General features: G+C 71.5%; 21 protein-coding genes. 10 read left to right on the forward strand and 11 right to left on the reverse strand.

Going from position 1 to position 26,274, the window contains the following annotated elements; all coding sequences use genetic code 11:
• Nucleotides 1-68: 68 nt before the first annotated feature.
• Genes recO through ACWCQK_RS15940 form a run of 4 tightly spaced genes read left to right on the forward strand, consistent with a single transcriptional unit; the run spans nucleotide 69 to nucleotide 3,682 of the window.
• Entirely contained in the window at nucleotides 69-815 is a 747-nt protein-coding gene (gene recO / locus ACWCQK_RS15925; protein WP_451155730.1) for a DNA repair protein RecO, read from the forward strand.
• A 60-nt stretch (nucleotides 816-875) separates the two neighbouring features.
• Nucleotides 876-1,715 carry an isoprenyl transferase gene (locus ACWCQK_RS15930; RefSeq protein WP_451155731.1) on the forward strand — a complete coding sequence of 280 codons (840 nt, stop codon included), beginning with the start codon at nucleotides 876-878 and terminating at the stop codon, nucleotides 1,713-1,715.
• A gap of 60 nt (nucleotides 1,716-1,775) precedes the next feature.
• The gene (locus ACWCQK_RS15935) at nucleotides 1,776-3,113 is read left to right on the forward strand and encodes a histidine-type phosphatase (RefSeq protein ID WP_451155732.1); all 1,338 of its coding nucleotides are present in this window, start codon (nucleotides 1,776-1,778) and stop codon (nucleotides 3,111-3,113) included.
• A 35-nt stretch (nucleotides 3,114-3,148) separates the two neighbouring features.
• The gene (locus tag ACWCQK_RS15940; protein WP_451155733.1) at nucleotides 3,149-3,682 is read left to right on the forward strand and encodes a YcxB family protein; all 534 of its coding nucleotides are present in this window, start codon (nucleotides 3,149-3,151) and stop codon (nucleotides 3,680-3,682) included.
• A 12-nt stretch (nucleotides 3,683-3,694) separates the two neighbouring features.
• On the opposite strand, the gene ACWCQK_RS15945 is transcribed toward ACWCQK_RS15940, so the two are convergent.
• Genes ACWCQK_RS15945 through ACWCQK_RS15960 form a run of 4 tightly spaced genes read right to left on the reverse strand, consistent with a single transcriptional unit; the run spans nucleotide 3,695 to nucleotide 6,835 of the window.
• A complete protein-coding gene (locus ACWCQK_RS15945; protein ID WP_451155734.1) occupies nucleotides 3,695-4,126 on the reverse strand; it encodes a Fur family transcriptional regulator in 432 nt (143 codons plus the stop codon).
• A 59-nt stretch (nucleotides 4,127-4,185) separates the two neighbouring features.
• Complete coding sequence (locus ACWCQK_RS15950; RefSeq protein ID WP_451155735.1) at nucleotides 4,186-5,088, reverse strand: metal ABC transporter permease; 903 nt, start codon at nucleotides 5,086-5,088, stop codon at nucleotides 4,186-4,188.
• Complete coding sequence (locus ACWCQK_RS15955; RefSeq protein ID WP_451155736.1) at nucleotides 5,088-5,855, reverse strand: metal ABC transporter ATP-binding protein; 768 nt, start codon at nucleotides 5,853-5,855, stop codon at nucleotides 5,088-5,090. Before ACWCQK_RS15955 ends, ACWCQK_RS15950 begins: the two co-directional genes overlap by 1 nt.
• A 20-nt stretch (nucleotides 5,856-5,875) precedes the next feature.
• Nucleotides 5,876-6,835 (reverse strand): metal ABC transporter substrate-binding protein, encoded by a 960-nt coding sequence (locus ACWCQK_RS15960; RefSeq protein WP_451155737.1) that lies wholly within the window; start codon nucleotides 6,833-6,835, stop codon nucleotides 5,876-5,878.
• 183 nt (nucleotides 6,836-7,018) lie between these two features.
• Here ACWCQK_RS15960 and ACWCQK_RS15965 point away from each other — a divergent pair, with 183 nt between their 5' ends.
• A complete protein-coding gene (locus ACWCQK_RS15965) occupies nucleotides 7,019-8,401 on the forward strand; it encodes a glycine--tRNA ligase (RefSeq protein WP_451155738.1) in 1,383 nt (460 codons plus the stop codon).
• A 90-nt stretch (nucleotides 8,402-8,491) separates the two neighbouring features.
• Here the strand turns inward: ACWCQK_RS15965 and ACWCQK_RS15970 are convergent, their stop codons facing one another.
• Complete coding sequence (locus ACWCQK_RS15970) at nucleotides 8,492-9,544, reverse strand: chitinase (RefSeq protein WP_451155739.1); 1,053 nt, start codon at nucleotides 9,542-9,544, stop codon at nucleotides 8,492-8,494.
• Between the two features lie 214 nt (nucleotides 9,545-9,758).
• Between ACWCQK_RS15970 and ACWCQK_RS15975 the strand changes: the two genes are divergently transcribed.
• Nucleotides 9,759-10,766, forward strand: a complete 1,008-nt coding sequence (locus ACWCQK_RS15975) for an aldo/keto reductase (RefSeq protein WP_451155740.1) — start codon at nucleotides 9,759-9,761, stop codon at nucleotides 10,764-10,766.
• Nucleotides 10,767-10,795: 29 nt separating this feature from the next.
• Entirely contained in the window at nucleotides 10,796-11,386 is a 591-nt protein-coding gene (locus ACWCQK_RS15980; protein WP_451155741.1) for a TetR family transcriptional regulator, read from the forward strand.
• Between the two features lie 87 nt (nucleotides 11,387-11,473).
• On the opposite strand, the gene ACWCQK_RS15985 is transcribed toward ACWCQK_RS15980, so the two are convergent.
• The 3 genes from ACWCQK_RS15985 to ACWCQK_RS15995 form a co-directional block, all read right to left on the reverse strand.
• Entirely contained in the window at nucleotides 11,474-12,622 is a 1,149-nt protein-coding gene (locus tag ACWCQK_RS15985; RefSeq protein WP_451155742.1) for a serine hydrolase domain-containing protein, read from the reverse strand.
• Between the two features lie 127 nt (nucleotides 12,623-12,749).
• Nucleotides 12,750-12,968 (reverse strand): hypothetical protein, encoded by a 219-nt coding sequence (locus ACWCQK_RS15990; RefSeq protein ID WP_451155743.1) that lies wholly within the window; start codon nucleotides 12,966-12,968, stop codon nucleotides 12,750-12,752.
• 250 nt (nucleotides 12,969-13,218) lie between these two features.
• Nucleotides 13,219-14,670 carry an MFS transporter gene (locus ACWCQK_RS15995; protein WP_451155744.1) on the reverse strand — a complete coding sequence of 484 codons (1,452 nt, stop codon included), beginning with the start codon at nucleotides 14,668-14,670 and terminating at the stop codon, nucleotides 13,219-13,221.
• 117 nt (nucleotides 14,671-14,787) lie between these two features.
• Here ACWCQK_RS15995 and dusB point away from each other — a divergent pair, with 117 nt between their 5' ends.
• Complete coding sequence (gene dusB / locus ACWCQK_RS16000) at nucleotides 14,788-15,930, forward strand: tRNA dihydrouridine synthase DusB (RefSeq protein ID WP_451155745.1); 1,143 nt, start codon at nucleotides 14,788-14,790, stop codon at nucleotides 15,928-15,930.
• Here dusB and ACWCQK_RS16005 read toward each other — a convergent pair whose 3' ends face one another.
• The 3 genes from ACWCQK_RS16005 to ACWCQK_RS16015 all read right to left on the reverse strand — a co-directional run bounded on the left by ACWCQK_RS16005 (nucleotide 15,931) and on the right by ACWCQK_RS16015 (nucleotide 21,613).
• A complete protein-coding gene (locus ACWCQK_RS16005; protein ID WP_451156027.1) occupies nucleotides 15,931-17,493 on the reverse strand; it encodes a CDP-alcohol phosphatidyltransferase in 1,563 nt (520 codons plus the stop codon). It abuts the gene before it with no gap.
• A 758-nt stretch (nucleotides 17,494-18,251) separates the two neighbouring features.
• Complete coding sequence (locus ACWCQK_RS16010; RefSeq protein ID WP_451155746.1) at nucleotides 18,252-20,186, reverse strand: amylo-alpha-1,6-glucosidase; 1,935 nt, start codon at nucleotides 20,184-20,186, stop codon at nucleotides 18,252-18,254.
• Complete coding sequence (locus tag ACWCQK_RS16015) at nucleotides 20,183-21,613, reverse strand: MGH1-like glycoside hydrolase domain-containing protein (RefSeq protein ID WP_451155747.1); 1,431 nt, start codon at nucleotides 21,611-21,613, stop codon at nucleotides 20,183-20,185. Before ACWCQK_RS16015 ends, ACWCQK_RS16010 begins: the two co-directional genes overlap by 4 nt.
• 121 nt (nucleotides 21,614-21,734) lie before the next feature.
• Here ACWCQK_RS16015 and ACWCQK_RS16020 point away from each other — a divergent pair, with 121 nt between their 5' ends.
• Nucleotides 21,735-22,964: an ROK family protein gene (locus ACWCQK_RS16020; protein ID WP_451155748.1), complete on the forward strand. Its 1,230-nt coding sequence runs from the start codon at nucleotides 21,735-21,737 to the stop codon at nucleotides 22,962-22,964.
• A gap of 415 nt (nucleotides 22,965-23,379) precedes the next feature.
• Entirely contained in the window at nucleotides 23,380-26,127 is a 2,748-nt protein-coding gene (gene ppdK, locus ACWCQK_RS16025) for a pyruvate, phosphate dikinase (protein ID WP_451155749.1), read from the forward strand.
• Nucleotides 26,128-26,274 lie beyond the last annotated feature (147 nt).

Consider the following 26,274-nt stretch of genomic DNA (forward strand, 5'->3'; position numbering starts at 1 on the left):
CCGGCGGACGCGGTGCGCGGACGGCGACCCGCGTACGGCCGCCGCGGACGTACGCGACAATGGGCGGCATGAGTCTGTTCCGCGACGACGGCATCGTGCTGCGCACCCAGAAGCTGGGTGAGGCGGACCGGATCATCACGCTGCTCACCCGTGGTCACGGCCGGGTCCGGGCGGTGGCCCGTGGCGTGCGGCGGACGAAGTCGAAGTTCGGGGCCCGCCTCGAACCCTTCTCCCACGTGGACGTGCAGTTCTTCGCGCGGGGCAGCGAACTGATCGGGCGCGGGCTGCCGCTGTGCACACAGAGCGAGACCATCGCTCCGTACGGTGGCGGGATCGTCACCGACTACACCCGGTACACCGCCGGGACCGCCATGCTGGAGACCGCCGAGCGGTTCACCGACCACGAGGGGGAGCCCGCCGTCCAGCAGTACATGCTGCTCGTCGGCGCCCTGCGCACCCTCGCCCGCGGCGAGCACGCACCGCACCTCGTGCTCGACGCCTTCCTGCTGCGCTCCCTCGCCGTCAACGGCTACGCGCCGAGTTTCGGCGACTGCGCGAAGTGCGGGATGCCCGGTCCGAACCGCTTCTTCTCGGTGGCGTCCGGCGGCTCCCTGTGCGTGGACTGCCGGGTGCCGGGCTGTGTCGTCCCCTCGCCGGCGACCCTCGAACTGCTCGGCGCGCTGCTTACGGGAGACTGGGAGACCGCGGACGCCTGCGAGCTGCGGCACGTCCGGGAGGGCAGCGGGCTGGTGTCCGCCTACCTGCACTGGCACCTGGAGCGCGGACTGCGCTCGCTCCGGTACGTGGAGAAGTAGGCCGCCCGCTCCGGTGCGTGCAGAATGAAGCCGTAACCCGTCAGAGGAGACGAGAAGCACATGGTCGTACGCGGGATCCTGGGGCGCCAGCGCCGCGAGTACAGGACGCCGGAGCCGCACCCGTCCGGCGCCCGCGCGCCGAAGCTCCCCGGCGAGCTGGTCCCGAAGCACGTGGCGATCGTCATGGACGGGAACGGCCGCTGGGCCAAGGAGCGTGGGCTGCCGCGCACCGAGGGGCACAAGGTCGGCGCCGAGCGGGTGCTGGACGTGCTCCAGGGAGCGGTCGAGATCGGCGTCGGCAGCATCTCCCTGTACGCCTTCTCCACCGAGAACTGGAAGCGCTCGCCCGACGAGGTGCGCTTCCTGATGAACTTCAACCGCGACTTCATCCGCAAGACCCGTGACACCCTCGACGAGCTCGGTATCCGGGTGCGCTGGGTGGGCCGGATGCCCAAGCTGTGGAAGTCGGTGGCCAAGGAACTCCAGGTCGCCCAGGAGCAGACCAAGGACAACAACAAGCTCACCCTGTACTTCTGCATGAACTACGGCGGCCGTGCCGAGATCGCCGACGCGGCGCAGGCTCTCGCGCGGGACGTGAAGGAGGGCCGGCTCGACCCGTCGAAGGTCGACGAGAAGACCCTCTCGAAGTACATGTACTTCCCGGACATGCCGGACGTGGACCTGTTCCTGCGCCCGAGCGGCGAGCAGCGCACCTCCAACTACCTGCTCTGGCAGAGCGCGTACGCCGAGATGGTCTTCCAGGACGTGCTGTGGCCCGACTTCGACCGGCGTGACCTGTGGCGGGCCTGCATCGAGTTCGCCTCCCGGGACCGCCGCTTCGGCGGCGCGATCCCGAACGAGCAACTGCTCGCGATGGAAGGCGAGTCGGGCCCCGAGTAGCCTCGGCGGCGGCCACCTCGCGGCCACCGGGGGTTCACGCGGACCGTCGACGATCCGCTCATGAGACGCGTCACCCCCCTCCTCACGCTCGCCGTGTGCGCCCTGCTGGTCACGGCCCTGCCCACGCAGGCCGCGGACCGGCAGCCGGCGCACCTCGACAGCTACGGCACCAAGGCGCCGTACGCCCCGCTGCAGAGCCCGCGCTCCTACCAGCGGCCCCCGGCGGGGTTCACCCCCGTCTTCACGGAGAACGTCTCCCGCCACGGCTCCCGCGCCGCCACCGACAGCGAGGACGGCGACCTGATCCTCGCGCAGTGGGACAAGGCGCGGGCGTCCGGCCAACTCACCCGTAGGGGAGCGGAGTTCGGCCCGAAGGTGCGGGCTCTGCTCGCCGCGATGGAGAAGGTCGGGTACGGCGACCTCAGCGCCCGCGGCAAGCAGGAGATCCAGGACACGGCCGTCCGCACGGCCGGCCGTCTGCCGTCCCTCTTCGCGCGGATCGTGGCGAACGGCGAGAAGATCGACGTCGTCAGCTCCGGCCAGGGCCGCGCGGTCGACAGCGGCGACCTGTTCGCCGCCGCCCTCGCCGGCACCGACCCGGCCCTGAAGCCGCTCATCGGCCCGACCCGCACCGACAAGGACCTGCTCTACTTCCACAAGGCCGCCGGTGGCGCCGCCTACCGCGACTACCTCGAGAACGACCAGCGCCTGGCGAGCACACTGGCGGGCATCACCGACCAGCCGAAGACCCACGCGGCCGCCCGCAGGGTGCTCCGGAAGATCTTCAAGGACGCGTTCGTCGAGACGCTCTCCGACGCCGACCGGGTCGCCGCGGCCCAGGCCGTCTACCACCTTTACGCCATCGCGCCCGCGATGAGCCAGGAGAGCCCGGACGGGGACTGGGGGATGCGGCGGTACCTCTCGGCCTCGGACGCGGCCTGGTTCGGTTACCTGAGCGATGTCGAGGACTTCTACGAGAAGGGGCCCGGCTTCGCCGACAGCGACATCACGTACCGGATGGCCGACGTGCTGCTCGACGACTTCTTCGCACAGGTGGAGGCCAAGCGGGACGGCACCAGCACGCTGGGCGCCGAACTCCGCTTCACGCACGCCGAGGAGATCATCCCGCTGGCCGTGCTGATGGGCCTGCCGGGCAGCACGCGGCCGGTCACCGCCGACCGGCCGTACACCCGCGACGGCAACCCCTGGCGGGGCGCGTCCGTGGCGCCGCTGGGCGGGAACATCCAGTGGGACGTCTTCCGCAAGGGCGGCCGGTACCTGGTCCGGATGCTCTACAACGAGAAGGAGACCGCGTTCAGGGCCGGCTGCCGGCCGGTGTCGAAGGGCAGCACGTTCTACGACCTGGACGAGCTGGAACGCTGCTTCGGCCGCGTGTGATCGACACCTGATCACCCCCTGTACGATCCCGCCTCATGGTCATGGACATGGGGCGGGACGCCGTACAGGAGACGGTCGAGCTGGACTTCCGGCCGACCGCGCAGGACTTCACGACGGTGCTGTGGGAGCGCCGGCGCTTCACCAGGGCGGGGCGCCGGGGGTACTGGATCATCGGCACGCTGTTCTGCCTGACCGCCGTACAGGCCGCCGCCGGGCTCGCGGGCGCGAAGACGGACCTGTTCTTCCTGCCCTGGCCGGCCCTCACCGCGGTCCTGCTGCTGTTCATGCCGCAGATACAAGGGCGCGCGGTGCAGCGCACGGTCGCGGCCAGAGGGGTCTTCCGGACCGTCGTGACGGAAACCGGGGTGACGGTGACCCACGACATCGGCTCGGCCACGGCCAACTGGGCGGGGCAGCCCCGTTACCGGGAGAGCCGCGAACTGTTCGTGCTCTACAGCGACGACAAGAACGCGACCTGTTTCACGCTGCTGCCCAAGCGCGGTCTGGCCGACCCCGCCGACGCGGACCGGCTGCGGGCGATCCTCGACCGCCATCTGACCCGCCTGTAGACGGCGGCCCGCTCAGTCCTGTCGGGGTGCCGTCGCGCACTGCGCGCAGTCCGCGCAGGTGCCGAAGATCTCCACGGTGTGGGCCACGTTGACGTAGCCGTGTTCCGCCGCGATGGCCTCCGCCCACTTCTCCACGGCCGGGCCCTCCACCTCCACCGCCTTGCCGCACACCCGGCAGACCAGGTGATGGTGGTGGTCCCCCGAGGAGCAGCGACGGTACACGGACTCGCCGTCGGAGGTGCGCAGCACGTCGACCTCGCCGGCGTCGGCGAGGGACTGGAGCGTGCGGTAGACGGTGGTCAGGCCGACCGAGTCGCCCTTGTGCTTGAGCATGTCGTGCAGGTCCTGCGCGCTGCGGAACTCGTCGACCTCGTCGAGCGCCGCCGCCACGGCCGCACGCTGCCGGGTGGAGCGGCCCTTCACGGGCGGTCCAGCGGTGGTCACGGGTTGCCTCCTCACGTCTGCGCCTGCCGGGCCATTGTGCCAGTCCGGCGTGTCACCGGTCAGACGCCGACCGTGCCCTCGGCCCCCCGTCCGGCCGGAATCGCACACTCTGCCGGGTCTCCGGCGGGTTGCGCGGCGGCCAGCGCCCGGGCGCGCCGCCGGGCCAGCGGAGCGGCCAGCGCGGTCAGGGCCACGAAGGCCCCGATGGTGAGCAGCACGATCGTCGCGCCGGGCGGCACGTCCTGGTAGTACGAGGTGATCGTGCCGCTGATGGTCACGGTCACGCCGATGGCGACGGCGATCGCGAAGGTCGCCGCGAAACTGCGGGTGAGCTGCTGGGCCGCCGCGACCGGGACCACCATCAGGGCGGACACCAGCAGCAGGCCGACCACGCGCATCGCGACCGTCACGGTGACCGCCGCCGTGACCGCCGTCAGCAGGTTCAGGGCGCGCACCGGCAGGCCCGTCACCCGGGCGAACTCCTCGTCCTGGCTGACCGCGAAGAGCTGGCGGCGCAGTCCCAGGGTGACCAGCAGGACGAAGGCGGCGAGCACACAGATCGCCGTCACGTCGGACACGGACACCGTCGAGAGCGAGCCGAAGAGGTACGAGATCAGGTTGGCGTTCGAGCCGGTCGGCGCGAGGTTGATGAACATCACGCCGCAGGCCATGCCGCCGTAGAAGAGCATCGCGAGGGCGATGTCGCCGCGGGTCTTGCCGTACCAGCGGATCAGTTCCATCAGGATCGCGCCGAGGACGGAGACCGCCGTCGCCATCCACACCGGTGAGGTGTTCAGCAGCACGCCGAGGCCGACGCCCGTCATCGCGACATGGCCGAGACCGTCGCCCATCAGGGCCTGGCGGCGCTGGACGAGATAGATGCCGACGGCGGGGGCGGTGAGGCCGACCAGGACGGCGGCGAGCAGGGCTCGCTGGACGAGGGCGTAGTCGAGGAGTTCCATCAGCTCAGCAGTCCCGTGCGGATCGGTTCCGCGCCCGCCGGAGCGTGCGGGTGTACGTGGTCGTGGCCGGGCAGCGCGTGCTGGCCGACCGCCTGCGGGGGCGGCCCGTCGTGCAGGACGCAGCCGTCGCGCAGCACGACCGCCCGGTCGATCAGCGGCTCCACGGCGCCCAGTTCGTGCAGCACCAGCAGGACCGTCGTCCCCCGGGAGACCTGTTCGGCGAGTGTGTGCGCGAGCACCTCCTGGCTGACCAGATCGACGCCCGCCATCGGCTCGTCCATGATCAGCAGTTCGGGTTCGCAGGCGAGGGCGCGGGCGATGAGCACCCGCTGGTGCTGGCCGCCGGAGAGGGCGTTGACCGAGTCCTTCGCCCGGTCCGCCATGCCGACCAGCTCCAGGGCCCGCCGGACGGCCTGGTGGTCGGCCTTGCGCAGGACGCCGAAGCGGGCCCGGGACAGCCGCCCCGAGGCGACGATCTCGGTGACCGTCGCGGGCACCCCGCCGGCGGCCGTGGTGCGCTGCGGTACGTAACCCACCCGCCGCCAGTCGCGGAAGCGGGCGCGCGGGGTGCCGAACAGCTCGATCTCGCCGGCGCTGACCGGCACCTGGCCGATGACGCTGCGCACGGCCGTCGACTTGCCCGAGCCGTTCGCGCCGAGCAGCGCGACGACCTCACCGCGGCGCACGGTCAGGTCGATCCCGCGCAGGACCGGGCGCGAACCCAGCTCGGCGCGGACGCCGCGCAGCGATATGACGGGCTCGCTCATGCCTGCCTCCTCCGTGGAGATCACTTGGCGCCCAGGGCGGTGCGCAGGGCCTTGAGGTTGGCCTCCTGGACCGAGAAGTAGTCGGTGCCGCGGGAGTTGTCCGTGATGCCCTCGATCGGGTCGAGGACGTCCGTCTTCAGGCCCGCGTCCCGGGCGACCGTCCGGGCGGTCTTGTCGCTGACGAGCGTCTCGTAGAACACGGTCGTGACGCCGTCGGCCTTCGCCAGCCGCTCCAGGTCCTTCACACGGTTCACGCTCGGCTCCGACTCGGGGTCCAGGCCGTTGATGGCCTCCTCGGTCAGGCCGTAGCGCTCGGCGAGGTAGCCGAAGGCGGCGTGCGTGGTGATGAAGACCTTGGAGCCGGTGTGCGCCAGTCCGTCCTCGAACCGGGTGTTCAGCTCGTCGAGCCTGCCGACCAGGGCGGCGGTGTTCTTCCGGTAGTCCGCCGCGTGGTCGGGGTCGGCCTTCTCGAAGGCGGCGCCGACGCCCTTGGCGACCTCGGCGTACTTCACCGGGTCGAGCCAGATGTGGGGGTCCGCGCCGGCCGACTCCCCGTCCTCGTGGGTGTCGTGCTCGGCCGCGTGGCCGCCGACCTCGTTGCCGTGCCGCTCCAGCGTGGTCAGGGAAGCGGCGTCGATCTTCGTCCGCACCTCGGACTGGGCGACGGCGTCGTCCACGGCGGGCTGGAGGTTCTTGAGGTAGAGCACCGCGTCGGCGGCTTCCATGCCCACCCGCTGCCGGACGCTGACCTCCAGGTCGTGCGGCTCCTGGCCGGGCTTGGTGAGGCTGGTGACGTGCACATGATTTCCGCCGATCCGCTCGGCGAGGAAGGCCATGGGGTAGAACGACGCGACGACGTCGAACTTGTCCGTGTTGCCCATGGCCACGCTGTCGGTGGAGCAGGCCGAGAGGGTCCCGAGGCCGAGGGCGGTGGCCGCCGCGACCGCGACCCCGGATATGTGCTGTCGTCGTACGTTCATGACACTCATTTTCAACAAATATGGAAACCGTTGTCAACAAGCGGCTCGGTAACGGCTCGGTGAGGTCCGGCGGACGTCCGGACCCCGGCCCGATTTGATTGAGGGGGAGCCTGCGCCGGTACGCTGAAGCATTCGCTGGAAGCATCTCGCTTCGTCGCCCGTCGTCGTTATGAAGAGAGCACCGTGGCCGCCGACAAGATCGACACCATCGTCAGCCTGAGCAAGCGCCGTGGCTTCGTATTCCCTTGTAGTGAGATCTACGGCGGCCAGCGCGCCGCCTGGGACTACGGACCGCTGGGCGTCGAGCTCAAGGAGAACCTGAAGCGCCAGTGGTGGCGCTACATGGTGACGTCGCGCGAGGACGTGGTCGGTATCGACTCGTCCGTGATCCTGGCCCCCGAGGTCTGGGTCGCCTCCGGCCACGTCGCCACCTTCACGGACCCGCTGACCGAGTGCACCTCGTGCCACAAGCGGTTCCGCGCGGACCACCTGGAGGAGGCCTACGAGGCCAAGCACCACCGCCTGCCGGAGAACGGCCTGACGGACGTGAACTGCCCCAACTGCGGCAACAAGGGCCAGTTCACCGAGCCCAAGCAGTTCTCGGGCCTGCTCTCCACCCACCTGGGCCCGACCCAGGACAGCGGCTCCGTCGCCTACCTGCGCCCCGAGACCGCCCAGGGCATCTTCACCAACTTCGCCCAGGTGCAGACCACCTCGCGCCGCAAGCCGCCGTTCGGCATCGCGCAGATGGGCAAGTCCTTCCGCAACGAGATCACGCCCGGCAACTTCATCTTCCGCACCCGCGAGTTCGAGCAGATGGAGATGGAGTTCTTCGTCAAGCCGGGCGAGGACGAGAAGTGGCAGGAGTACTGGATGGAGCAGCGCTGGAACTGGTACACCGGCCTGGGCCTGCGCGAGGAGAACATGCGGTGGTACGACCACCCGAAGGAGAAGCTCTCCCACTACTCCAAGCGCACCGCCGACATCGAGTACCGCTTCCAGTTCGGCGGCAACGAGTGGGGTGAGCTGGAGGGCGTCGCCAACCGCACGGACTACGACCTGGGCGCCCACGCCAAGGCCTCCGGCCAGGACCTCTCCTACTTCGACCAGGAGGCCGGCGAGCGCTGGACCCCCTACGTCATCGAGCCCGCGGCCGGTGTGGGCCGCGCGATGCTCGCCTTCCTCCTCGACGCCTACATCGAGGACGAGGCCCCGAACGCCAAGGGCAAGCTGGAGAAGCGCACGGTGCTGCGCCTCGACCACCGGCTGGCCCCGGTGAAGGTCGCGGTCCTGCCGCTGTCCCGCAACCCGGAGCTGTCGCCGAAGGCCAAGGGCCTCGCCACGGCCCTGCGGCAGCACTGGAACATCGAGTTCGACGACGCCGGCGCCATCGGCCGCCGCTACCGCCGTCAGGACGAGATCGGCACCCCGTACTGCGTGACCGTCGACTTCGACACGCTGGACGACAACGCCGTGACGGTGCGTGAGCGCGACTCGATGAAGCAGGAGCGCGTGTCGCTGGACCAGATCGAGGGCTACCTGGCGAGCCGTCTGATCGGCGCCTGACACCTCGCGACACACACCGGTGCCGGGTCCCGTTCGGGGCCCGGCACCGGCGCGTTCACGGGGCGTGGCGGCCGCCCCGGACGTCGTGCGTCAACGGCCCTGAAGGGACCTGACGTTGTCGCCGAAGGTCCAGTTCTTCGAGCCGTCCCAGTTCACCGACCAGGTCATCAGACCCTTGAGCGAGGTGCCGTAGTGGCGCCAGGCCTGGGAGACCAGGCTCGGTGACATGTAGCCGCCGCCCGCGCCCGACTGGGCGGGCAGGCCCGGCACCTGCTTGTCGTAGGGGACCCGGACGGTGGTGCCCTGCACCACCAGGCCCCGGTTCAGGCAGTCGGTCTGCGCGGTGAACCCGGCCACCGTGCCGGCCTGGTACGAGTCGCCGGAGCAGCCGTACATGCTGCCGTTGTAGTACTGCATGTTGAGCCACCACAGGCGGCCGTTGTCGGCGTACTTCTTCACGATCGGCAGGTACGCGCCCCAGATCGAGCCGTACGCGACGCTGCCCCCGGTCACGTACGCGGTCTCCGGGGCCATCGTCAGGCCGAAGTTCGACGGCATCCTCGCGAGCACGCCGTCGATGACGCGGATCAGGTTGGCCTGCGACGCGGAGAGCTGTCCGATGCTGCCGCTGCCGACCAGGCCGGTCTCGATGTCGATGTCGATGCCGTCGAAGTTGTACTTCTTCAGGATCGGGACGATCGTCGCGACGAACCGGTCCGCGACGGCCGACGAGCTGAGGTCGATGCCGGCCGCCGCCCCGCCGATGGAGAGCAGGACCGTCTGGCCGGACGCCTTGGCCGCGCACATCTCGGCGGGTGTGGCCACCTTGACCCCCGCGTCCATGCCGTCCTCCCACAGCGCCGTGCCGTCGGAGCGGATGACCGGGAAGGCCGCGTTGAGCACGTTGTATCCGTGCGCGGCGATCCGGGAGTCGGTGATCGGGGTCCAGCCGAAGGGCGGGTGGACGCCGTTGGCGGCGCCGTCCCAGTTCTCCCAGTAGCCCTGGAGCACCTTGCCGGCCGGGCGGGACTTGACCGCGCAGGTGTCGGCCGCGGACGCGGTGGGGGCGGCGGCGATCGAGAGGGGGACGAGGACGGCCGTGGTCAGCGCGGCGGTGAACAGGCGCAGCGTGCGGCGGAGCATACGGGGCCTCCCGGTGGGGGGTCGGTGAGGTGTCGTAGACATGACAGTGCTCGTGGTCCAGACCTCTCGTCAATGGGTCTGGACCAAAACGGAGCGAACGCCGGTGGCGGCGACCGCCGACGGGGGCCGGCCCCGGCAGATATCAGGCTGCCGGCTGACAGGTATCAGCTGACAGATATTGAAATCTGTCAGCTGTCATGGCAGAGTGGAGGACATGACGATCCACACCCGAACCCTCGGAACCACCGGCCCCCAGGTCTTCCCCCTCGGCCTCGGCTGCATGGGCATGTCCGCGCTCTACGGGGACGCGGACCGCGGCGAGTCCATCGCCACCGTCCACGCGGCCCTGGAGGCCGGTGTGACCCTGCTCGACACCGGCGACTTCTACGCCATGGGCCACAACGAGATGCTGGTCGGCGAGGCCCTGCGCTCCGCCCCCGCGGCCCGGCGCGAACAGGCCCTGGTCAGCGTGAAGTTCGGCGCGCTGCGCGACCCGGACGGCACCTGGTCCGGCTACGACGGGCGTCCGGCCGCCGTACGGAACTTCGCCGCCTACTCCCTCCAGCGCCTCGGCGTGGACCACATCGACGTCTACCGCATCGCCCGGCTCGATCCCGCCGTACCGATCGAGGAGACCGTCGGCGCGATCGCGGAACTCGTCGAGAAGGGGTACGTCCGGCACATCGGGCTGAGCGAGGTCGGGGCCGACACCATCCGCCGGGCCGCCGCCACCGCCCCGATCGCCGACCTCCAGATCGAGTACTCGCTCCTGTCCCGGGGCATCGAGGAGTCGGTCCTGCCCGCCACCCGAGAACTGGGCATCGGCATCACGGCGTACGGCGTGCTCTCCCGCGGTCTGATCTCCGGCCACTTCACCCGCGACCGGCAGCTCGCCGCGAACGACTACCGGGCGCACTCGCCGCGCTTCCAGGGCGAGAACCTCCAGCACAACCTGAACCTCGTCGACGCGCTGCGGAAGATCGCCGAGCAGAAGGGCACCACCGTCGCGCAGATCGCCATCGCCTGGGTGCTCTCCCGGGGCGAGGACATCGTGCCGCTGATCGGCGCCCGCACCCGGGAGCGGCTGAGCGAGTCGCTGGACGCGCTGGACGTGACGCTGGACGCGGCGGACCTCGCGGCGATCGAGGAGGCCGTCCCGGCGGACGCGGCGGCGGGCGACCGCTACCCGGCCGCGGCGATGAGCCACCTCGGCAGCAAGTAGCGTCCGGGCCGCCGGGTACGGTCGGAGTCATGTCTCCCACCAGCGAAACCCTGACCGCGGAGCGCATCCTCGCCGCCACCGAGGACGTGCTGCGCCGCCACGGCCCGGCGAAGGCCACCGTGGTGGACGTGGCCCGCGCGCTCGGCGTCAGCCACGGCAGTGTCTACCGCCACTTCCGTACGAAGGCGGCGCTGCGCGAGGCCGTGACGAAGCGGTGGCTGGACCGTACCGCGCAGACCCTCTCTGCGATCGTGTCCGAGGACCGTGACCCCGAGGACCGGCTGCGCGCCTGGCTCCGGGGTCTGTTCGACGCCAAGCGCCGCAAGGCGGGCGACGACCCGGAGCTGTTCGCCACCTACATGGTGCTGGTCGACGAGAACGGCGAGGCGGTCGGCGAGCACGTCACCGACCTGACCGGCCAGCTGGCCCGGATCGTGACGGCGGGTGTCGCGGCGGGCACCTTCACCGCCCCCGACCCCGGGGCCGCCGCCGGCGCGGTCTTCCAGGCCACGGCCCGCTTCCACGACCCGTGCTACGCCCGCGAATGGGCGAAGCCGGGCGCGGAGACGGAGTTCGAAGCGGTCGTGGACCTGCTGGTACGAGGCCTGCGCACCGCCTGAACCACCGTCGCCCCGGGGCCCGCTCAGCCGCCCGCCGTGGTGGTCCCGGGCCCGCTCAGCCGCCCATCCTGGTGGTCCCGGCCACGCTCAGCCGCCCGCCGCGCACCGCCAGAACTCCCGCATCAGCGCGGGCGGAGTCGGACTCGCCATGGCGACCTGCGTGAGGAGGATCGCGACCGAGCCCGTGGCCGGGACCAGGTGCGCCGTCGTGCCGGTGCCGCCGACCCAGCCGTAGCGGCCGGGGACGTTCCAGGGAGCCAGGGGAGCGATGTCGACCTGGCCGCCGTAGCCCCAGCCCTGTCCCTCCAGGAAGAGGGCTGCCCGTTCGCGCTGGCGGGGCGCGAGGTGGTCGGTCGTCATACGGCTCACCGACTCCGGGGAGAGCAGCCGGCGGCCGCCCGCCTCACCGCCTGCCAGGAGCAGCCGTGCGAAGGCCAGCCAGTCGTCGGCCGTGGCGGCCAGCCCGCCGCCGCCCGACGGGAACGCGGGGACCCGGCTCCAGGCACCGTCCGGGGTGTCCGCCCGCTCCAGGGCGCCGGGCACCGGACCCGGCCGGTACGAGGTCGTGAAGCGGCCGCGCTCGGCCGCCGGTACCGCGAACGCCGTGTCCCGCATGCCCAGCGGCTCGAAGACCCGCTCCGCCAGGAAGTCGGGGAGCGTGCCGCCCGACGCCCGGGCCACCAGCACGCCCTGGAGGTCGGAGCAGGTGTGGTAGAGCCAGGCCTCGCCCGGCTGGTGCAGCATCGGCACCTCGGCGAGCGCGGCCACCCAGGTGTCCGGGTCCGGGCGGCCCCGCGGGGCGAGGCCGTCCCCGTGGACCTCGAACAGGGCGCGGGCGGCGGGCAGGGCGAAGTCCGAGGGGAAGCCCCAGCCCGCCCGGAAGGTCAGCAGATCCTCGACCGTGACGGGACGGGCCGCGGGCACCACGTCGTCCACGGGGCTGGACGGGGTGCGTACGACCATCGGCTTCGCCAGTTCCGGCAGCCACCGTTCGACCGGCGAGTCCAGGCCGATCCGGCCGTCCTCAACCAGCATCAGCACCGCCGCCGCCGTGACCGGCTTGGTGATCGAGGCGATCCGGAAGATCGAGTCCCGGGCCATCGGGGCGGTGCCCTCGGTGTCGGCGGAACCGACGGCCACCACCTCGACGTCCTCGCCGCGGGCCAGCAGGCCCACGGCACCGGGCACCGTGCCGTCCTCGACGCGGCGTCGCAGGATGTCGTACAGAGCGCTCATGGCGGGCCTTCCGGTGGAGCGGGGCATCGTGCGGACGACGACTCCCCGCGCCGCGGAAAGTCATCGCGTCGCCGGGTTCCCCGCGCTCCCGAGAGTCATCTCGCCGAGAGCGCCGCGCTCCGGAAGCTCATCGTGACGCCTCCTGGGTCTCCGACGGGTCCACCGTGGCCTGGTGGGCCTCCGCCAGGTGCTCCTGCGCCTTCAGCCAGGGCAGGAACTGCGCGCCCTGCCGCCAGCCGCACGTCTCGCACCTGATCGTGCGCCGGCCGCCCGCACGCCGCACCGTGACCACGTGCTCGCGCCCGTGCTGGTCCCAGCGGGACACCTTGCTCGCGTTGATCGGCATGACGCCTCCGACGGTCACTCCGGGCAAACCTCGGCCAGCAAGGAGTGTGCAGCAAGACCAACATCAACAGGGGATTCTTCACGGTGAGTTCGCCAAGCCGTGCCCTCGCCGGGGCCCCCGCGTCGCGGGAGCGGACGGGGAAGCGGGGGAGGGCGAGCGGGACCGAGGACCCGCTCGGCCGGGTGGTCCTGGGTACCGCCGGGCGGGCCCTGGGTACCGCCGGGCGGGCCCTGGGTACGTCCGGGCGCTTCTAGGCGCGGCCGCCCGCGCCCACCATGTCCCGTACCTCCACGGACTCCAGGCGCTCGGCCGTCCGCTCGGCGGTGCGGCGTGCCCACCGCCCGCTGGTCAGCACGCCGAGCACGAGGACGCAGAAGCCGCAGCCGGTGAGGATCCACCAGCCGGGCCGGGCCGCGGACACGAACGACTGCGCGTACGACGACGCTCCCACGCCCGAGGCCAGCACCGCGCCGATCACCGCGACACCGAGCGTCTGCCCGAGCTGGCGGCTGGTGGAGGCGACGGCCGCGGCCACACCGGCCTGGGTGCGCGGCATGCCGGACACCGCCGTGTTGGTGATGGGCGCGTTCACGAAGCCGAAGCCGATGCCGAACAGGGCGTAGCCGAGGAACAGGGTGGCGTTCGACGTCTCCGCCTCGAAGGCCCCGAACAGCACCCCGCTCGCCGTCATCGCGAGACCGGCGATCAGCAGCGGCAGCCGCGGGCCCCGGCTGCCCACCAGCCGGCCGGACAGCGGCGCGCACACGAACGCCGGTATCGCCATCGGCAGCATCCACAGACCCGCGTGCAGGGCGTCGAGCCCGCGGACGTTCTGGAGGTACAGCGTCGACAGGAACAGGAAGCCGCTGAGCGCGGCGAACGCGCTGACCGCGACGACCGTGGCCCCGCTGAACGGCGCCGACCGGAAGAAGCGCAGGTCGATGAGGGGTTCCGGGCGTCGGGGCTCGAACCACAGCAGCCCGGCCAGGGCCGCGACGGCGACCGCCGCGAACGGCAGGACCGAGGCGAGGTCCGCGTTCGGCGCCTCGATGATCGCGTACGTCAGCGAGCCGAACAGCACGATCACCAGCAACTGGCCGAGCGGGTCGAAGCGGCGGGCCTTCGGCGCACGGGACTCGGGGACGTAGCGGAGGGTCATCAGCAGGGCCGTGAGTCCGACCGGCAGGTTGATCCAGAAGATCGACCGCCAGCCGACCGAGTCCACCAACAGCCCGCCCACCAGCGGTCCGGCCGCCATGGAGATGCCGACGACCGCGCCCCAGGCGCCGATCGCCCGGGCGCGCTCGCGCGGTTCCGTGAAGGTGTTGGTGATGATCGACATGGCGACCGGGTTGAGCATCGAGCCGCCCACCGCCTGCACCATGCGGAACGCGATCAGCGCGTCCAGGTTCGGGGCGAGGGAGCACAGCAGTGAGCCGACCGAGAAGATGATCAGGCCCGCCATGAAGACCCTTTTCCGGCCGATCCGGTCGGCCGTGGAGCCCGCCAGCATCAACAACGCGGCCAGCACCAGCGTGTACGCGTCGATCGTCCACTGGAGCCCGGACGTCGAAGCGTGGAAGTCGCGCTGGAGGGAGGGCAGGGCGACGTTCAGGACGGTGTTGTCGAGGCTCACGATCAGCAGGCTCATACAGCAGATCGCGAGCACGAGCAGACGTCGGCGATGGCTGAGCTCGGGCATGCGATCCATCGTACGCGCATTTCGATAGTGCGGCTAACTAATGGTTGTTACATGGTCGGCGGGAGGTTTCACCGGGCGGGTGCCCGAGTACCCGCGGGCGTGCGGGACAATGGGGGAATGCCCACGCCCGCATCGCCTCTCCAGATCGGCCCGCACACCGTCCGGCCGCCCGTCGTACTGGCCCCCATGGCCGGGATCACCAACGCGCCGTTCCGCACCCTGTGCCGGGAGTTCAGCGGCGGCAAAGGGCTGTTCGTCAGCGAGATGATCACGACTCGCGCGCTGGTCGAACGCAACGAGAAGACCATGCAGCTGATCCGGTTCGACGCGAGCGAGGACCCGCGGTCGATCCAGCTGTACGGCGTCCACCCGGCGACCGTGGGCAAGGCCGTCCGCATGATCGCGGAGGAGGGCCTCGCCGACCACATCGACCTGAACTTCGGCTGCCCCGTGCCGAAGGTGACGCGCAAGGGCGGCGGCGCGGCCATGCCCTACAAGCGCAACCTGATGCGGGCGATCCTGCGCGAGGCGGTCGACGGGGCCGGGGACCTGCCGGTGACGATGAAGATGCGCAAGGGCATCGACGACGACCACATGACCTACCTCGAGGCGGGCCGCATCGCCGTCGAGGAGGGCGTCAGCGCGATCGCCCTGCACGGCCGCACCGCCTCCCAGCACTACGGCGGCACCGCCGACTGGGAGTCCATCGCCCGGCTGAAGGAGCACGTCCCGGAGATCCCGGTGCTCGGCAACGGCGACATCTGGTCGGCCGAGGACGCGCTGCGCATGGTGCGCGAGACCGGCTGCGACGGCGTCGTCGTGGGCCGTGGCTGCCTGGGCCGCCCCTGGCTGTTCGGGGACCTGGTGGCCGCCTTCGAGGGCCGGGTGGAGGACTTCGCCCGGCCCGGCCTCAAGGAGGTCGCCGACATCATGGTCCGGCACGCCACCCTGCTCGGCGAGTGGATCGGCGACGAGGCGCGCGGGGTCATCGACTTCCGCAAGCACGTGGCCTGGTACCTGAAGGGCTTCGCGGTCGGCTCCGAGATGCGCAAGCGGCTCGCGATCACCTCGTCCCTGGCGGACCTGAGGGCGGGCCTGGACGAGCTGGACCTCGACCAGGCCTGGCCGACCGGCGCCGACGGGCCCCGCGGCCGTACGTCCGGCAACAACCGGGTGGTGCTGCCGGACGGCTGGCTGGACGACCCGTACGACTGCTCGGGCATCAGCGAGGACGCGGAACTCGACTCCTCCGGGGGCTGATCAGCCCGCGCTGGGGTGCGGGGTCGAGCCGTACGCCGTCAGGAAGCGGTCGCGGAACGCGCTCATCTTCCACACCGGCGCGTCGTGAGCGGGCCGCAGCCCGTCCGACCAGTTCCAGCCGGCGATCTTGTCGAGGACCTTCGGGTCCTTGGCGACGATCGAGATCGGCACGTCACGGCTGGCGTGGGTACCGCTGACCCGGGAGATCGGCTGGTGGTCGCCGAGGAAGACGAGGACGGTGTCCTCGCTGCCGTAGCGCTCCAGCCACTGGGTGAGGGCGGTCACCGAGTACTGCACGGACTTGCCGTACTCCTCACGGGACTTGGTGGCGTCGGCGATGACGTCCGCCGCCTTGTTGCCCGCCTCTTCGATGCTCTCGAAGCCCGAACCGTCGCCGAGGGTGTCCCAGTCGACCATCTTCGGGATGGGCGCCCACGGCTGGTGGCTGGAGGTCAGGATGATCTCCGACATCAGTGGCTTGTCGCGCTTCCTGCCGTGCTCCAGCCGCTGGAACGCCTCCAGCGTGTACTGGTCGGGCATGGTGGACCAGCTGAACTTCGGGCCCCGGTAGCCCATCTGGAAGGCGTTGTAGACCTTGTCGAGGCCGTAGTACTTCTGCTCCGGCCAGGCCTTCTGCACACCGGGCATGACCCCGATCGTGTCCCAGTCGCCGGTCTTCTGGAACGCCTTGGTGATGCTGAGGTGGTCGCTGGACATGACGGTCCGGTAGCGCTGCTGGTTGTCGATCCACAGGCCGGCCAGGGTGGTGGAGTGGCCGAGCCAGCTGCTGCCGCCGTACGTCGCCGAGGTCAGCCAGCCGCTCTTGGCGTGGAAGCCGGCCTTCGCCAGCGCCTCGGTGCTGGTGGTGAGCGTGCTGTCGACGCCGGGCGCCATGACCGGATCCTCGATCGCGCTGCGGCCGTAGCTCTCGATGAACGTGAAGATCACGTCCTTGCCGCGCAGATCGGGCACCAGCTGGTCGGGCGGGGTGTTGCCGAAGGTGTCCCGCCCGGCCTCCTTCGCGAACGCCGCCTCGTCCTGGAGGGTCTCCTGCACCGCGCGGACCTGGTACTTGAAGACGCCGGCCGTGTGCTGCGACGCGATCGGGGTGCCGCCGAACTGGAGGCCGAGGGCGGTGCAGGTGATCCAGACGGTGCCGACGAGGAGCGTGGCCCGGGTCGCCCCGGCGCGGTGCCGGTCGAGCAGGTTGCCGAGCCGGACCAGGGCGAGCGCGACGAGGACGAGCAGCAGCACCACGACGGCGAACACGCCGATCGTGAGCAGGAGCGTGACCGTCCCGCCGAGCGAGTCCGCCAGGTACGACCGGGCGTCGTCGAGCAGGCCCCAGTCGAGGACGATGTTGAAGCGCCGGCCGAGGTAGTCGTTGTACCCCATGTCCAGCATGTTCAGGACGGTCACGGCACCGAGCAGCGCACCGACGACCGCGGACACCACCAGCCGCGGGCGGCGCGGCAGGCTCAGCAGCACGACGGCCAGCATCACCGCCTCCGCGGGCAGCCGCAGGAACTCCTCCCACTTCAGGCTGCTGAGCGTGCTCGGCATCTGGAGACAGACGTGCACGAGCAGCGCGGCGAGGACGGTGACGGTGAGGGACAGCGCCCGCGAGGCACCGGGGTGCTTCGCCCGCCAGCCCCGCCAACGGCCCCGGATTCCGGGGCGGGTGGGGCGGTCGGGGCGGTCGGGGGTGCCGGGCTCGGTCTCGGTCTCGGTCTCCGTCGGTTCGGCGGCGACCTCTTCCGGGGCGGCCTTGTCCGCCGGGTCCGCCGGGTCCGCCGCGTCCGCTGGGTCCGTGGCCGTCTCGGCCGTCGCCTTGCGGGGAGCACCGGCTGACGGGGCGTCGGACGCGTCGGCTGCCGCTGCTACTGCTGCCGATGTCGCTGCGGCTGCCTCGGACTCGTCGTCCTCCGCTGTCCCGGACTCGTCGCCCTCGGCCTTTGCGGGGCTTCCGTCTTCGGCCCCCGCGGGGCTCTCGTCCTCGGCCCTCGCGGAGCTCTCGGCCTCGGTCCCCTCCGGGGCCGTGGGCTCGTCCTGTGTCGCCGCAGGTGACCCCTCGTCGACGTCCGGGGTCGGGAGCTCGCCCGCGGCAACCCCTGCCGTGTCCGGTTCCTGGCGAATGCTCGTGTGCTGGGGCAACGGAGGTCCTTCCGTGCGAGGCGCGTGACGGAGTGGCGGGCCATGCTCGGGGAGGCCGGGCCCGCCACCATCCCGTACGGCCCCTCCTCCGGGTCCGTTCACGAGACAGGGCAAACACCCGGCAAACGCCTCGTCAACAGTGCCGCAGGGCTCCGCCGGACGGAAGCCTACGCGCCCCCGACGGCCGTCAGCAGCGCGAGCGGGGCGGCCGCCGACCGGGACTCCCGTACGCACGCGTGCGGGTAGGGAACCGGCTCCGCGTGGGTGTCCCGGCCGTACCCCGCGAGGACCTCGGGGAGGCGGTGACCCTTCGCGGTGGCCGCGTCCACCAGGGCGTGGGCGACCGTACGGGCCTCGTCGTGCAGGCCGTAGCGGGCGAGGCCCAGGGTGATCAGCGCGTTGTCGTGCGGCCAGACCGAACCCCGGTGGTACGACAACGGGTGGTACGCCGACTGCCCGGAGGCGAGCGTGCGGACACCCCAGCCGGAGAAGAAGTCCGGTTCGAGCAGACGCCGGCCGACGACCTCCCCGTACTCCTTGTCCAGCAGCCCCGACCACAGCAGATGTCCGGCGTCCGAGGCCAGCGCGTCGACCTGGCGGCCCTCGCCGTCCAGCGCCAGCGCCGGGAAGGCGCGCTCCCGCATCCAGAAGTCCCGCTGGAAGCGGTCGCGCAGGTCGGCGGCCGCCTGTTCGAGCAGGGCCGCGTACACCTCGTCCGCCCAGACCGTGCGCGCCACCCAGGCCGTACGGCGCAGGGCGTCGTAGGCGTACCCCTGGGCGCCCGCCGCCATCACCGTGCCGCGGGCGCGGGTGCCGTCGGCCGAGCAGATGGCGCCGGGGGAGTCCTTCCAGTTCTGGTTGGCGAGGCCGCCCTGGTCGGCGCGGTAGACCAGGTAGCCGCGGGACGTCAGCCCGCCGTGGTCCAGCATCCAGCCGATCGCCGCGCGGGCGTGCGGCTCCAGCCGGCGGGCCAGCGCGCCGTCCCCGGTGTGCTCGACATACGCGCCGAGCAGGACGAGGAACAACGGGGTCGCGTCGACCGAGCCGTAGTAACGCCCGTACGGCACCTGGCCGAAGTGGGCCAGTTCGCCGTGCCGTAGCTCGTGCACGATCTTGCCGGGCTGCGAGACCGCCGCCACGGCGGTGTCGGTCGCCTGGGCCGCGGCGAGCGCCCGGAGCGTGTCGGCGGCCAGCCGCGGCCGGTAGGGCAGCGCGAAGAGGGAGGTCAGCAGGGCGTCCCGGCCGAGCAGCGTGAGGAACCACGGGGCCCCCGCCGCCGGAACCCGCAGCTCCTCGCCGTCCGGGCCGGTCGCCGGGACCTGGAGCGAGGCGAGGTCGGCGAGGCCCCGGGCGCAGGCCGCCGCCAGCTCCGGCCAGCCGGTCGGGAAGGCCACGCCCTCCACGAAACGTCCTTCCAGGGCGAGGAGTCGGCTGTTGAGGGCGGCCGGGGAGCTCGGCACCCGCAGGGCCCGCCTCTCGCCGTGCGGCCGGGCCATCACCCGCAGCGTCAGCTCCTGCGTGCCGTGCGGTGCGAGATCGAGCGTCCACACCAGACGGCGGGCGCCGGTGCCGGTCTCCTCGATGCCGTCCGGCGCGGGCTCGGCCGTCACCGTCGTACAGGAACGCCATTCCCCGCGCCGGTAGGTGAACTCCACTCCGTCGTCGAGGATCTGACGGGAGCGCAGGGCACCGGACTTGGCGTAGGTGCGATGGTCGGAGCGCAGCTCGAACTGGTCGGTGAAGTCGGCGTCCGCGGTGACCGCCAGGCGGACGGTGGTGGGCACCGGACGGTTGCTGGTGACCCGGACCGTCTCGACGAACGAGCCGTCACCGACGGCCTGTTCACGAAAGAGCGTGCACGCCGGCGGCTCGGCGCGCCCGCCGCGCGGTACGAGCACACACTGCGCCGTGTCCCCGTCCGCGACCGGTGACAGCGCCTCCGGCACCGCGCCGTCCACCGTGAGCTGCCAGCGGCTGAGGTGACGGGCGTCGCGCACGAATAACCCGTCGGGAGAGCCGCCACGCACGCCGCTGATGTCCCCGCCGTCGCCCACGGCGGCGAACGTGCCGCCGTACACCAGCAGATGAAGCCGGTCCGTCATCCTCGGTCCCCTCCCATGTCACCCATGTCGAACGTGCCGATGCCCGTGGTGGACACGCGGTGTCCCGAGGGCCGGTGGAGCAGGTCGAGCGCGAGCGCCGCGGTCCAGCTGAAGCCGGCCGCGCCGCAGGCCTCGCCGGTGTACGGATCCACGTACTCCGCGAACCCGGTCGCGTCGGCGATGTCCAGCATCGCCGTCCGCAGCGCGTCGGCCCGTGTCTGTTCGCCGTGCAGCCGCAGCCCGCGCTCCAGCAGCCAGCCGGTGTTGAACCAGGCCGGACCCCGCCAGTAGCGGTGCGGGTCGAAGGCCTCGCCGAGGAGGTCGTAGCTCGGTACGAGACGGGTGCCGGCGCCCAGCCCGAAGTGGGGTCCGCGGACGGTGCGGACGAGGGCGGCGGCGATGTCGCGGGGGAGGCCCGGCAGCAGGAGCGGGACCAGTCCGGAGACGCCGCGCTCGGGGATCGTCCGTGCCCCGCGGACGTCCCGGCAGAGGAACATCCCCTCCGCCGGGTCCCACAGCCGCTCCACCAGCGCCGCGGTCAGCCGCTGAGCGCGCGCGTGCCGGGCGGTCCCGGTCGCGCCGAGTTCGTGCGCGATCCGGGCCAGCGCGTGCTCGGAGGCGATCAGCAGGGCGTTGAACGCCGGGTCCTCCACGGCGAACTCCCCGGCGCCGTCCGCGTACTCCCCGTCCCGGTAGTCCGTCGCCAGCCGCACGTACCGCCCGTAGTCCAGGTCGGTGGGCCGGTCCTCGGCGGCGCCGTGGTCGAGGTCGGCGCGGCGGAAGGAGCGGGCCGGGGCCGGGGTGACGCGGGCGAGGGGCGCGTCCCAGCAGGGGCTGTTGTCCATGCCCTGTTCCCAGGGGTGCACGACGGACACGAGCCCGCCGCCGCCCAGGTCCCGGCGGTGCAGCAGGTAGCGGTGCCAGGCCGCGAGACCCGGGTAGACCCTGGGCAGGAAGCCGCGCGCCCGGGACAGTCCGGGGTCGGCGGAGTGCACCAGCCACGCGGCCAGCGCGTGGACCGGTGGCTGCACGATGCCCGAGGTCTGTACGGTGCGCGGGGCGCCCGCGGCGCGCCCCGCGGTCGAGGAGCGCCAGAAGTCCGGGCTCGGGAAATAGGCGTCGAGCGGTACGGAGGGGTTGAAGACGATGTGCGGGATCCGTCCGTCACCCCACTGGGCGGCCAGCAGCGTCTCCAGCTCCGTCTGGGCGCGCAGCGGCGAGACGTGCCGCAGGCCGATCGCGATGAACGCCGAGTCCCAGGACCACTGGTGCGGATACAGGCCGCGCGAGGGCACCGTCGACGTTCCCGTCCAGTTGCCGTCCAGCACGCGCGCGGCCCTGAGGTGCAGCGAACGCGCCGAGGACGGCGGATCGTATGCAACGGCGCGCTCCGCGGGACGGGCGGTCAGCTGGACGGTGCGATCCACTCGGGCTCCCCGAAGACGTCGTAGGGCGGACCGGTTCGGCAGTGGCTACCGTAGGGTTACGTCTATTTAACACGCAAAACTCAATATGTAATGCAAGGTTGAGAAACACAAGGGGGTGCGCATGACCGGACGGCCGGGCAGGACGGGCAGGGCCACGAGGACGGGCGGCCAGGCGAGCGCCGGCGAGCTGCTCGAACTGGTGCGCACGGGCCGCGCCATCACCCGCGGAGCCCTCCAGCAGGTGACCGGGCTGTCCCGCGCGACCGTCGGCCAGCGCCTGGAACGCCTCTTCCGCGCGGGCTGGCTGCGCGAGGGCGCCGGCGGCCCCGTGGACTCCCCGTTGGGCGGCCGCCCCTCCATCACCCTGGAGTTCGACGACGCCCACGCGGTCGTCCTCGTCGCGGATCTCGACACCCGGCACGCGCGCGCCGCCGTCCTCACGCTGACCGGCGAGCTCCTCGCCGAGCACTCCGGCACCCTGGTCGTCGAGGACGGCCCGGACGCGGTGCTGGGCGAGCTGGGCCGGTGGTTCGCCGACCTGCTGGAGGCGGCGGGGCGCCCGGCGGGCGAGGTCTGCGGCATCGGGCTCGCGGTGCCGGGCCCGGTCGACAGCGAGACCGGCCGGGTCGTCCAGCCGCCGATCATGCCCGGCTGGGACGGTTACGACATCAGGGGCCGGCTGGCCCGCGCCCTCACCGAGCACACGGGTGCCCCGCCGGTCCCGGTGCTCGTCGACAACGACGCCAACCTCATGGCGTACGGCGAACAGCGCACCGGATACCCGCAGTGCTCGGCGTTCATGCTGGTGAAGGTGTCGACCGGGATCGGCGCGGGTGTCGTGGTGGACGGCTCGGTCTACCGGGGCGTCGACGGCGGCGCGGGCGACATCGGGCACATCCGGGTGGGCGCCGAGGCGCTGTGCCGGTGCGGCTCCTACGGCTGTCTGGCCGCGGTCGCCAGCGGTGGCGCGGTGGCCCGGCGGCTCGCCGAGGCGGGCCTGCCGACGGCGTCGGGCTCGGACGTGCGCGACCTGCTCGCGTCCGGGCATCCGGAGGCGGCGGCGCTGGCGCGCGAGGCCGGGCGCCAGGTCGGGGACGTTCTCGCGACCGTCGTGACCCTGCTCAACCCCGGCGTGCTGATGATCGCCGGAGATCTGGCCGGAACCGCCTTCCTCACCGGCGTGCGGGAGCTGCTGTACCAGCGCGCGCTGCCACGCTCCACGGCCCGGCTCGATGTGGTGACCTCGCGGCTCGGGGAGCGGGCCGGGCTGGTGGGGGCCGGTGCGATGGTCGTCGAGTACCTGTACGCGCCGGAGCGGGTGGAGGAACGCCTGCTCGCGCTCGGTATGTGAAGCGGATGACAAGCGTGTTTCCGGTCCGGGCGGACGTCCGGATGGTGAAATCCGGTCGCCTGTGGAAGCGTGATTCTCGCCACCCTTGATAAGGGATCCGCTCAGATGAGCGGATCTTGGGCGACTGCACTTCTCCAAGGAGTGGCACTGAGTGCCACGCTCTGATCGTTCATCGATCGAAATCAGACGTGCCCTGAGTCGCTCAGGTGAGCGTTTTGAGGGGTCTGGCCGCTCCGATGTGTTCAACAAGTGAAAACATCCGCTGCCTGACGCTTGCCAAGCTTTGACTTTCGATCCGCTGGCGGACGTTGCGTTACAGGCGCATGACGCACGAGTGGACGTACCCAGACGCCTTCGATCTGGGTATGTTCCTGGCCGTCAGGGCAGCCACCGCGTCCTCGAGGAGTCGAGACCCGTGTCGGAAAACAAAGATCTCCTGGGAGCCGGACACGGCACCAGCGTTGAGGGCGTGAAGTTCGTCTACGACTTCACCGAGGGCAACAAGGACCTCAAGGACCTTCTCGGCGGCAAGGGCGCCAACCTCGCCGAGATGACCAACCTGGGCCTTCCGGTCCCCCCGGGCTTCACGATCACCACCGAGGCCTGCAAGACCTACCTCGACAGTGGCGAGGAGCCCGCGGCACTGCGTGACGAGGTGAGTGCGCACCTCGACGCCCTCGAAGCGACGATGGGCAAGAAGCTCGGCCAGGCCGACGACCCCCTCCTCGTGTCGGTCCGTTCCGGGGCCAAGTTCTCCATGCCCGGCATGATGGACACCGTCCTGAACATCGGCCTCTCCGACAAGTCCGTGCAGGGCCTCGCCCAGCAGGCCGGCGACGAGCGGTTCGCCTGGGACTCCTACCGGCGCCTCATCCAGATGTTCGGCAAGACCGTCCTCGGCGTCGACGGCGAGCTCTTCGAGGACGCGCTGGACAAGGCCAAGGACGCCAAGAAGGTCACGGTCGACACCGAGCTGGAGGCCGCGGACCTCAAGAAGCTGGTCACCAAGTTCAAGCGGATCGTCAAGACCGAGGCCGGCCGGGACTTCCCGCAGGACCCGCGCGAGCAGATGGACCTCGCCATCCACGCGGTCTTCGACTCCTGGAACACCGAACGCGCCAAGCTCTACCGCCGCCAGGAGCGCATCCCGCACGACCTGGGCACGGCCGTCAACGTCTGCTCGATGGTCTTCGGCAACCTGGGCCCGGACTCCGGCACCGGCGTCGCCTTCACCCGCGACCCCGCCTCCGGCCACCAGGGCGTCTACGGCGACTACCTCCAGAACGCCCAGGGCGAGGACGTGGTCGCGGGCATCCGCAACACCGTCCCGCTGGCCGAGCTGGAGGCGATCGACAAGAAGTCGTACGACCAGCTGATGCGGATCATGGAGACCCTGGAGAACCACTACAAGGATCTCTGCGACATCGAGTTCACCATCGAGCGCGGCCAGCTGTGGATGCTCCAGACCCGCGTCGGCAAGCGCACGGCGGGCGCCGCCTTCCGCATCGCCACCCAGCTGGTGGACCAGGGCCTCATCGACGAGACCGAGGCGCTCCAGCGCGTCACCGGCGCCCAGCTGGCCCAGCTGATGTTCCCGCGTTTCGACGAGCAGGCGAAGACCGAACAGGTCGGCCGGGGCATCGCGGCCTCGCCGGGCGCGGCGGTCGGCAAGGCGGTCTTCGACTCGTACACGGCCGTCAAGTGGTCCCGCTCGGGCGAGAAGGTCATCCTGGTCCGCCGGGAGACCAACCCCGACGACCTGGACGGCATGATCGCGGCCGAGGGCATCCTGACCTCGCGCGGCGGCAAGACCTCCCACGCGGCCGTCGTCGCGCGCGGCATGGGCAAGACGTGCGTGTGCGGCGCCGAGGAGCTCGAGGTCGACACCAAGCGCCGCCGGATGACGGTCCCCGGCGGGCACGTCGTCGAGGAGGGCGACGTCATCTCCATCGACGGCTCCAGCGGCAAGGTGTACCTCGGCGAGGTACCCGTCGTGCCCTCCCCGGTCGTGGAGTACTTCGAGGGCCGGATGCACGCGGGCGCCGACGACGCCGACGAACTGGTCGAGGCCGTGCACCGGATCATGGCGTTCGCCGACCGCAAGCGCCGGCTGCGCGTGCGCGCCAACGCCGACAACGCCGAGGACGCGCTGCGCGCCCGCCGCTTCGGCGCCCAGGGCATCGGCCTGTGCCGTACGGAGCACATGTTCCTCGGTGACCGGCGCGAGCTGGTGGAGCGGCTGATCCTGGCCGACACGGACCTCGAACGCGAGGAGTCCCTGAAGGAGCTGCTCCCGCTCCAGAAGCAGGACTTCGTCGAGCTGTTCGAGGCGATGGACGGCCTCCCGGTGACGGTCCGGCTGCTCGACCCGCCGCTGCACGAGTTCCTGCCCGACATCACCGAGCTGTCCGTGCGCGTGGCGCTCGCCGAGGCCCGCAAGGACCCGCACGAGAACGAGCTGCGCCTGCTCCAGGCCGTCCACCGGCTGCACGAGCAGAACCCGATGCTGGGCCTGCGCGGTGTCCGCCTCGGCCTGGTGATCCCCGGACTGTTCACCATGCAGGTACGGGCGATCGCCGAGGCCGCCGCCGAGCGCAAGAACGCCAAGGCCGACCCGCGCGCCGAGATCATGATCCCGCTCGTCGGCACCGTCCAGGAGCTGGAGATCGTCCGCGAGGAGGCCGACCAGGTCATCGCCGAGGTCGAGGCGGCCACCGGCGTGCAGCTGAAGCTGGCGATCGGCACCATGATCGAACTGCCGCGCGCCGCGCTGACCGCCGGCCAGATCGCCGAGGCGGCGGAGTTCTTCTCCTTCGGCACGAACGACCTCACCCAGACGGTGTGGGGCTTCAGCCGGGACGACGTGGAGGCCTCGTTCTTCACGGCGTACCTGGAGAAGGGCATCTTCGGCGTCAGCCCCTTCGAGACGATCGACCGGGACGGTGTCGGCTCCCTGGTGAAGTCCGCCGCGCAGGCCGGCCGTGCCACGCGCCCCGACCTCAAGCTCGGCGTCTGCGGCGAGCACGGCGGCGACCCGGAGTCGGTCCACTTCTTCCACGAGGTGGGGCTCGACTACGTCTCCTGCTCCCCGTTCCGTATCCCGGTGGCCCGGCTGGAAGCGGGCCGGGCCGCCACCCAGTCGGCGGGCAGCGACCACCGCTGACCCTCCCGTGGATCCGGCGCCGCCGCTGTTCCCCGACCCTCACCGATCGGCGGCGGCACCGGTGCTCGAAAGAGAAGGGGCGACACCCTGTGCGGGGGTGCCGCCCCTTCGGGCGTGCGTTGTCGGGGCTGCCAGGAATTCCTGGCC

This window comes from Streptomyces sp. NPDC002306, from assembly GCF_053593435.1.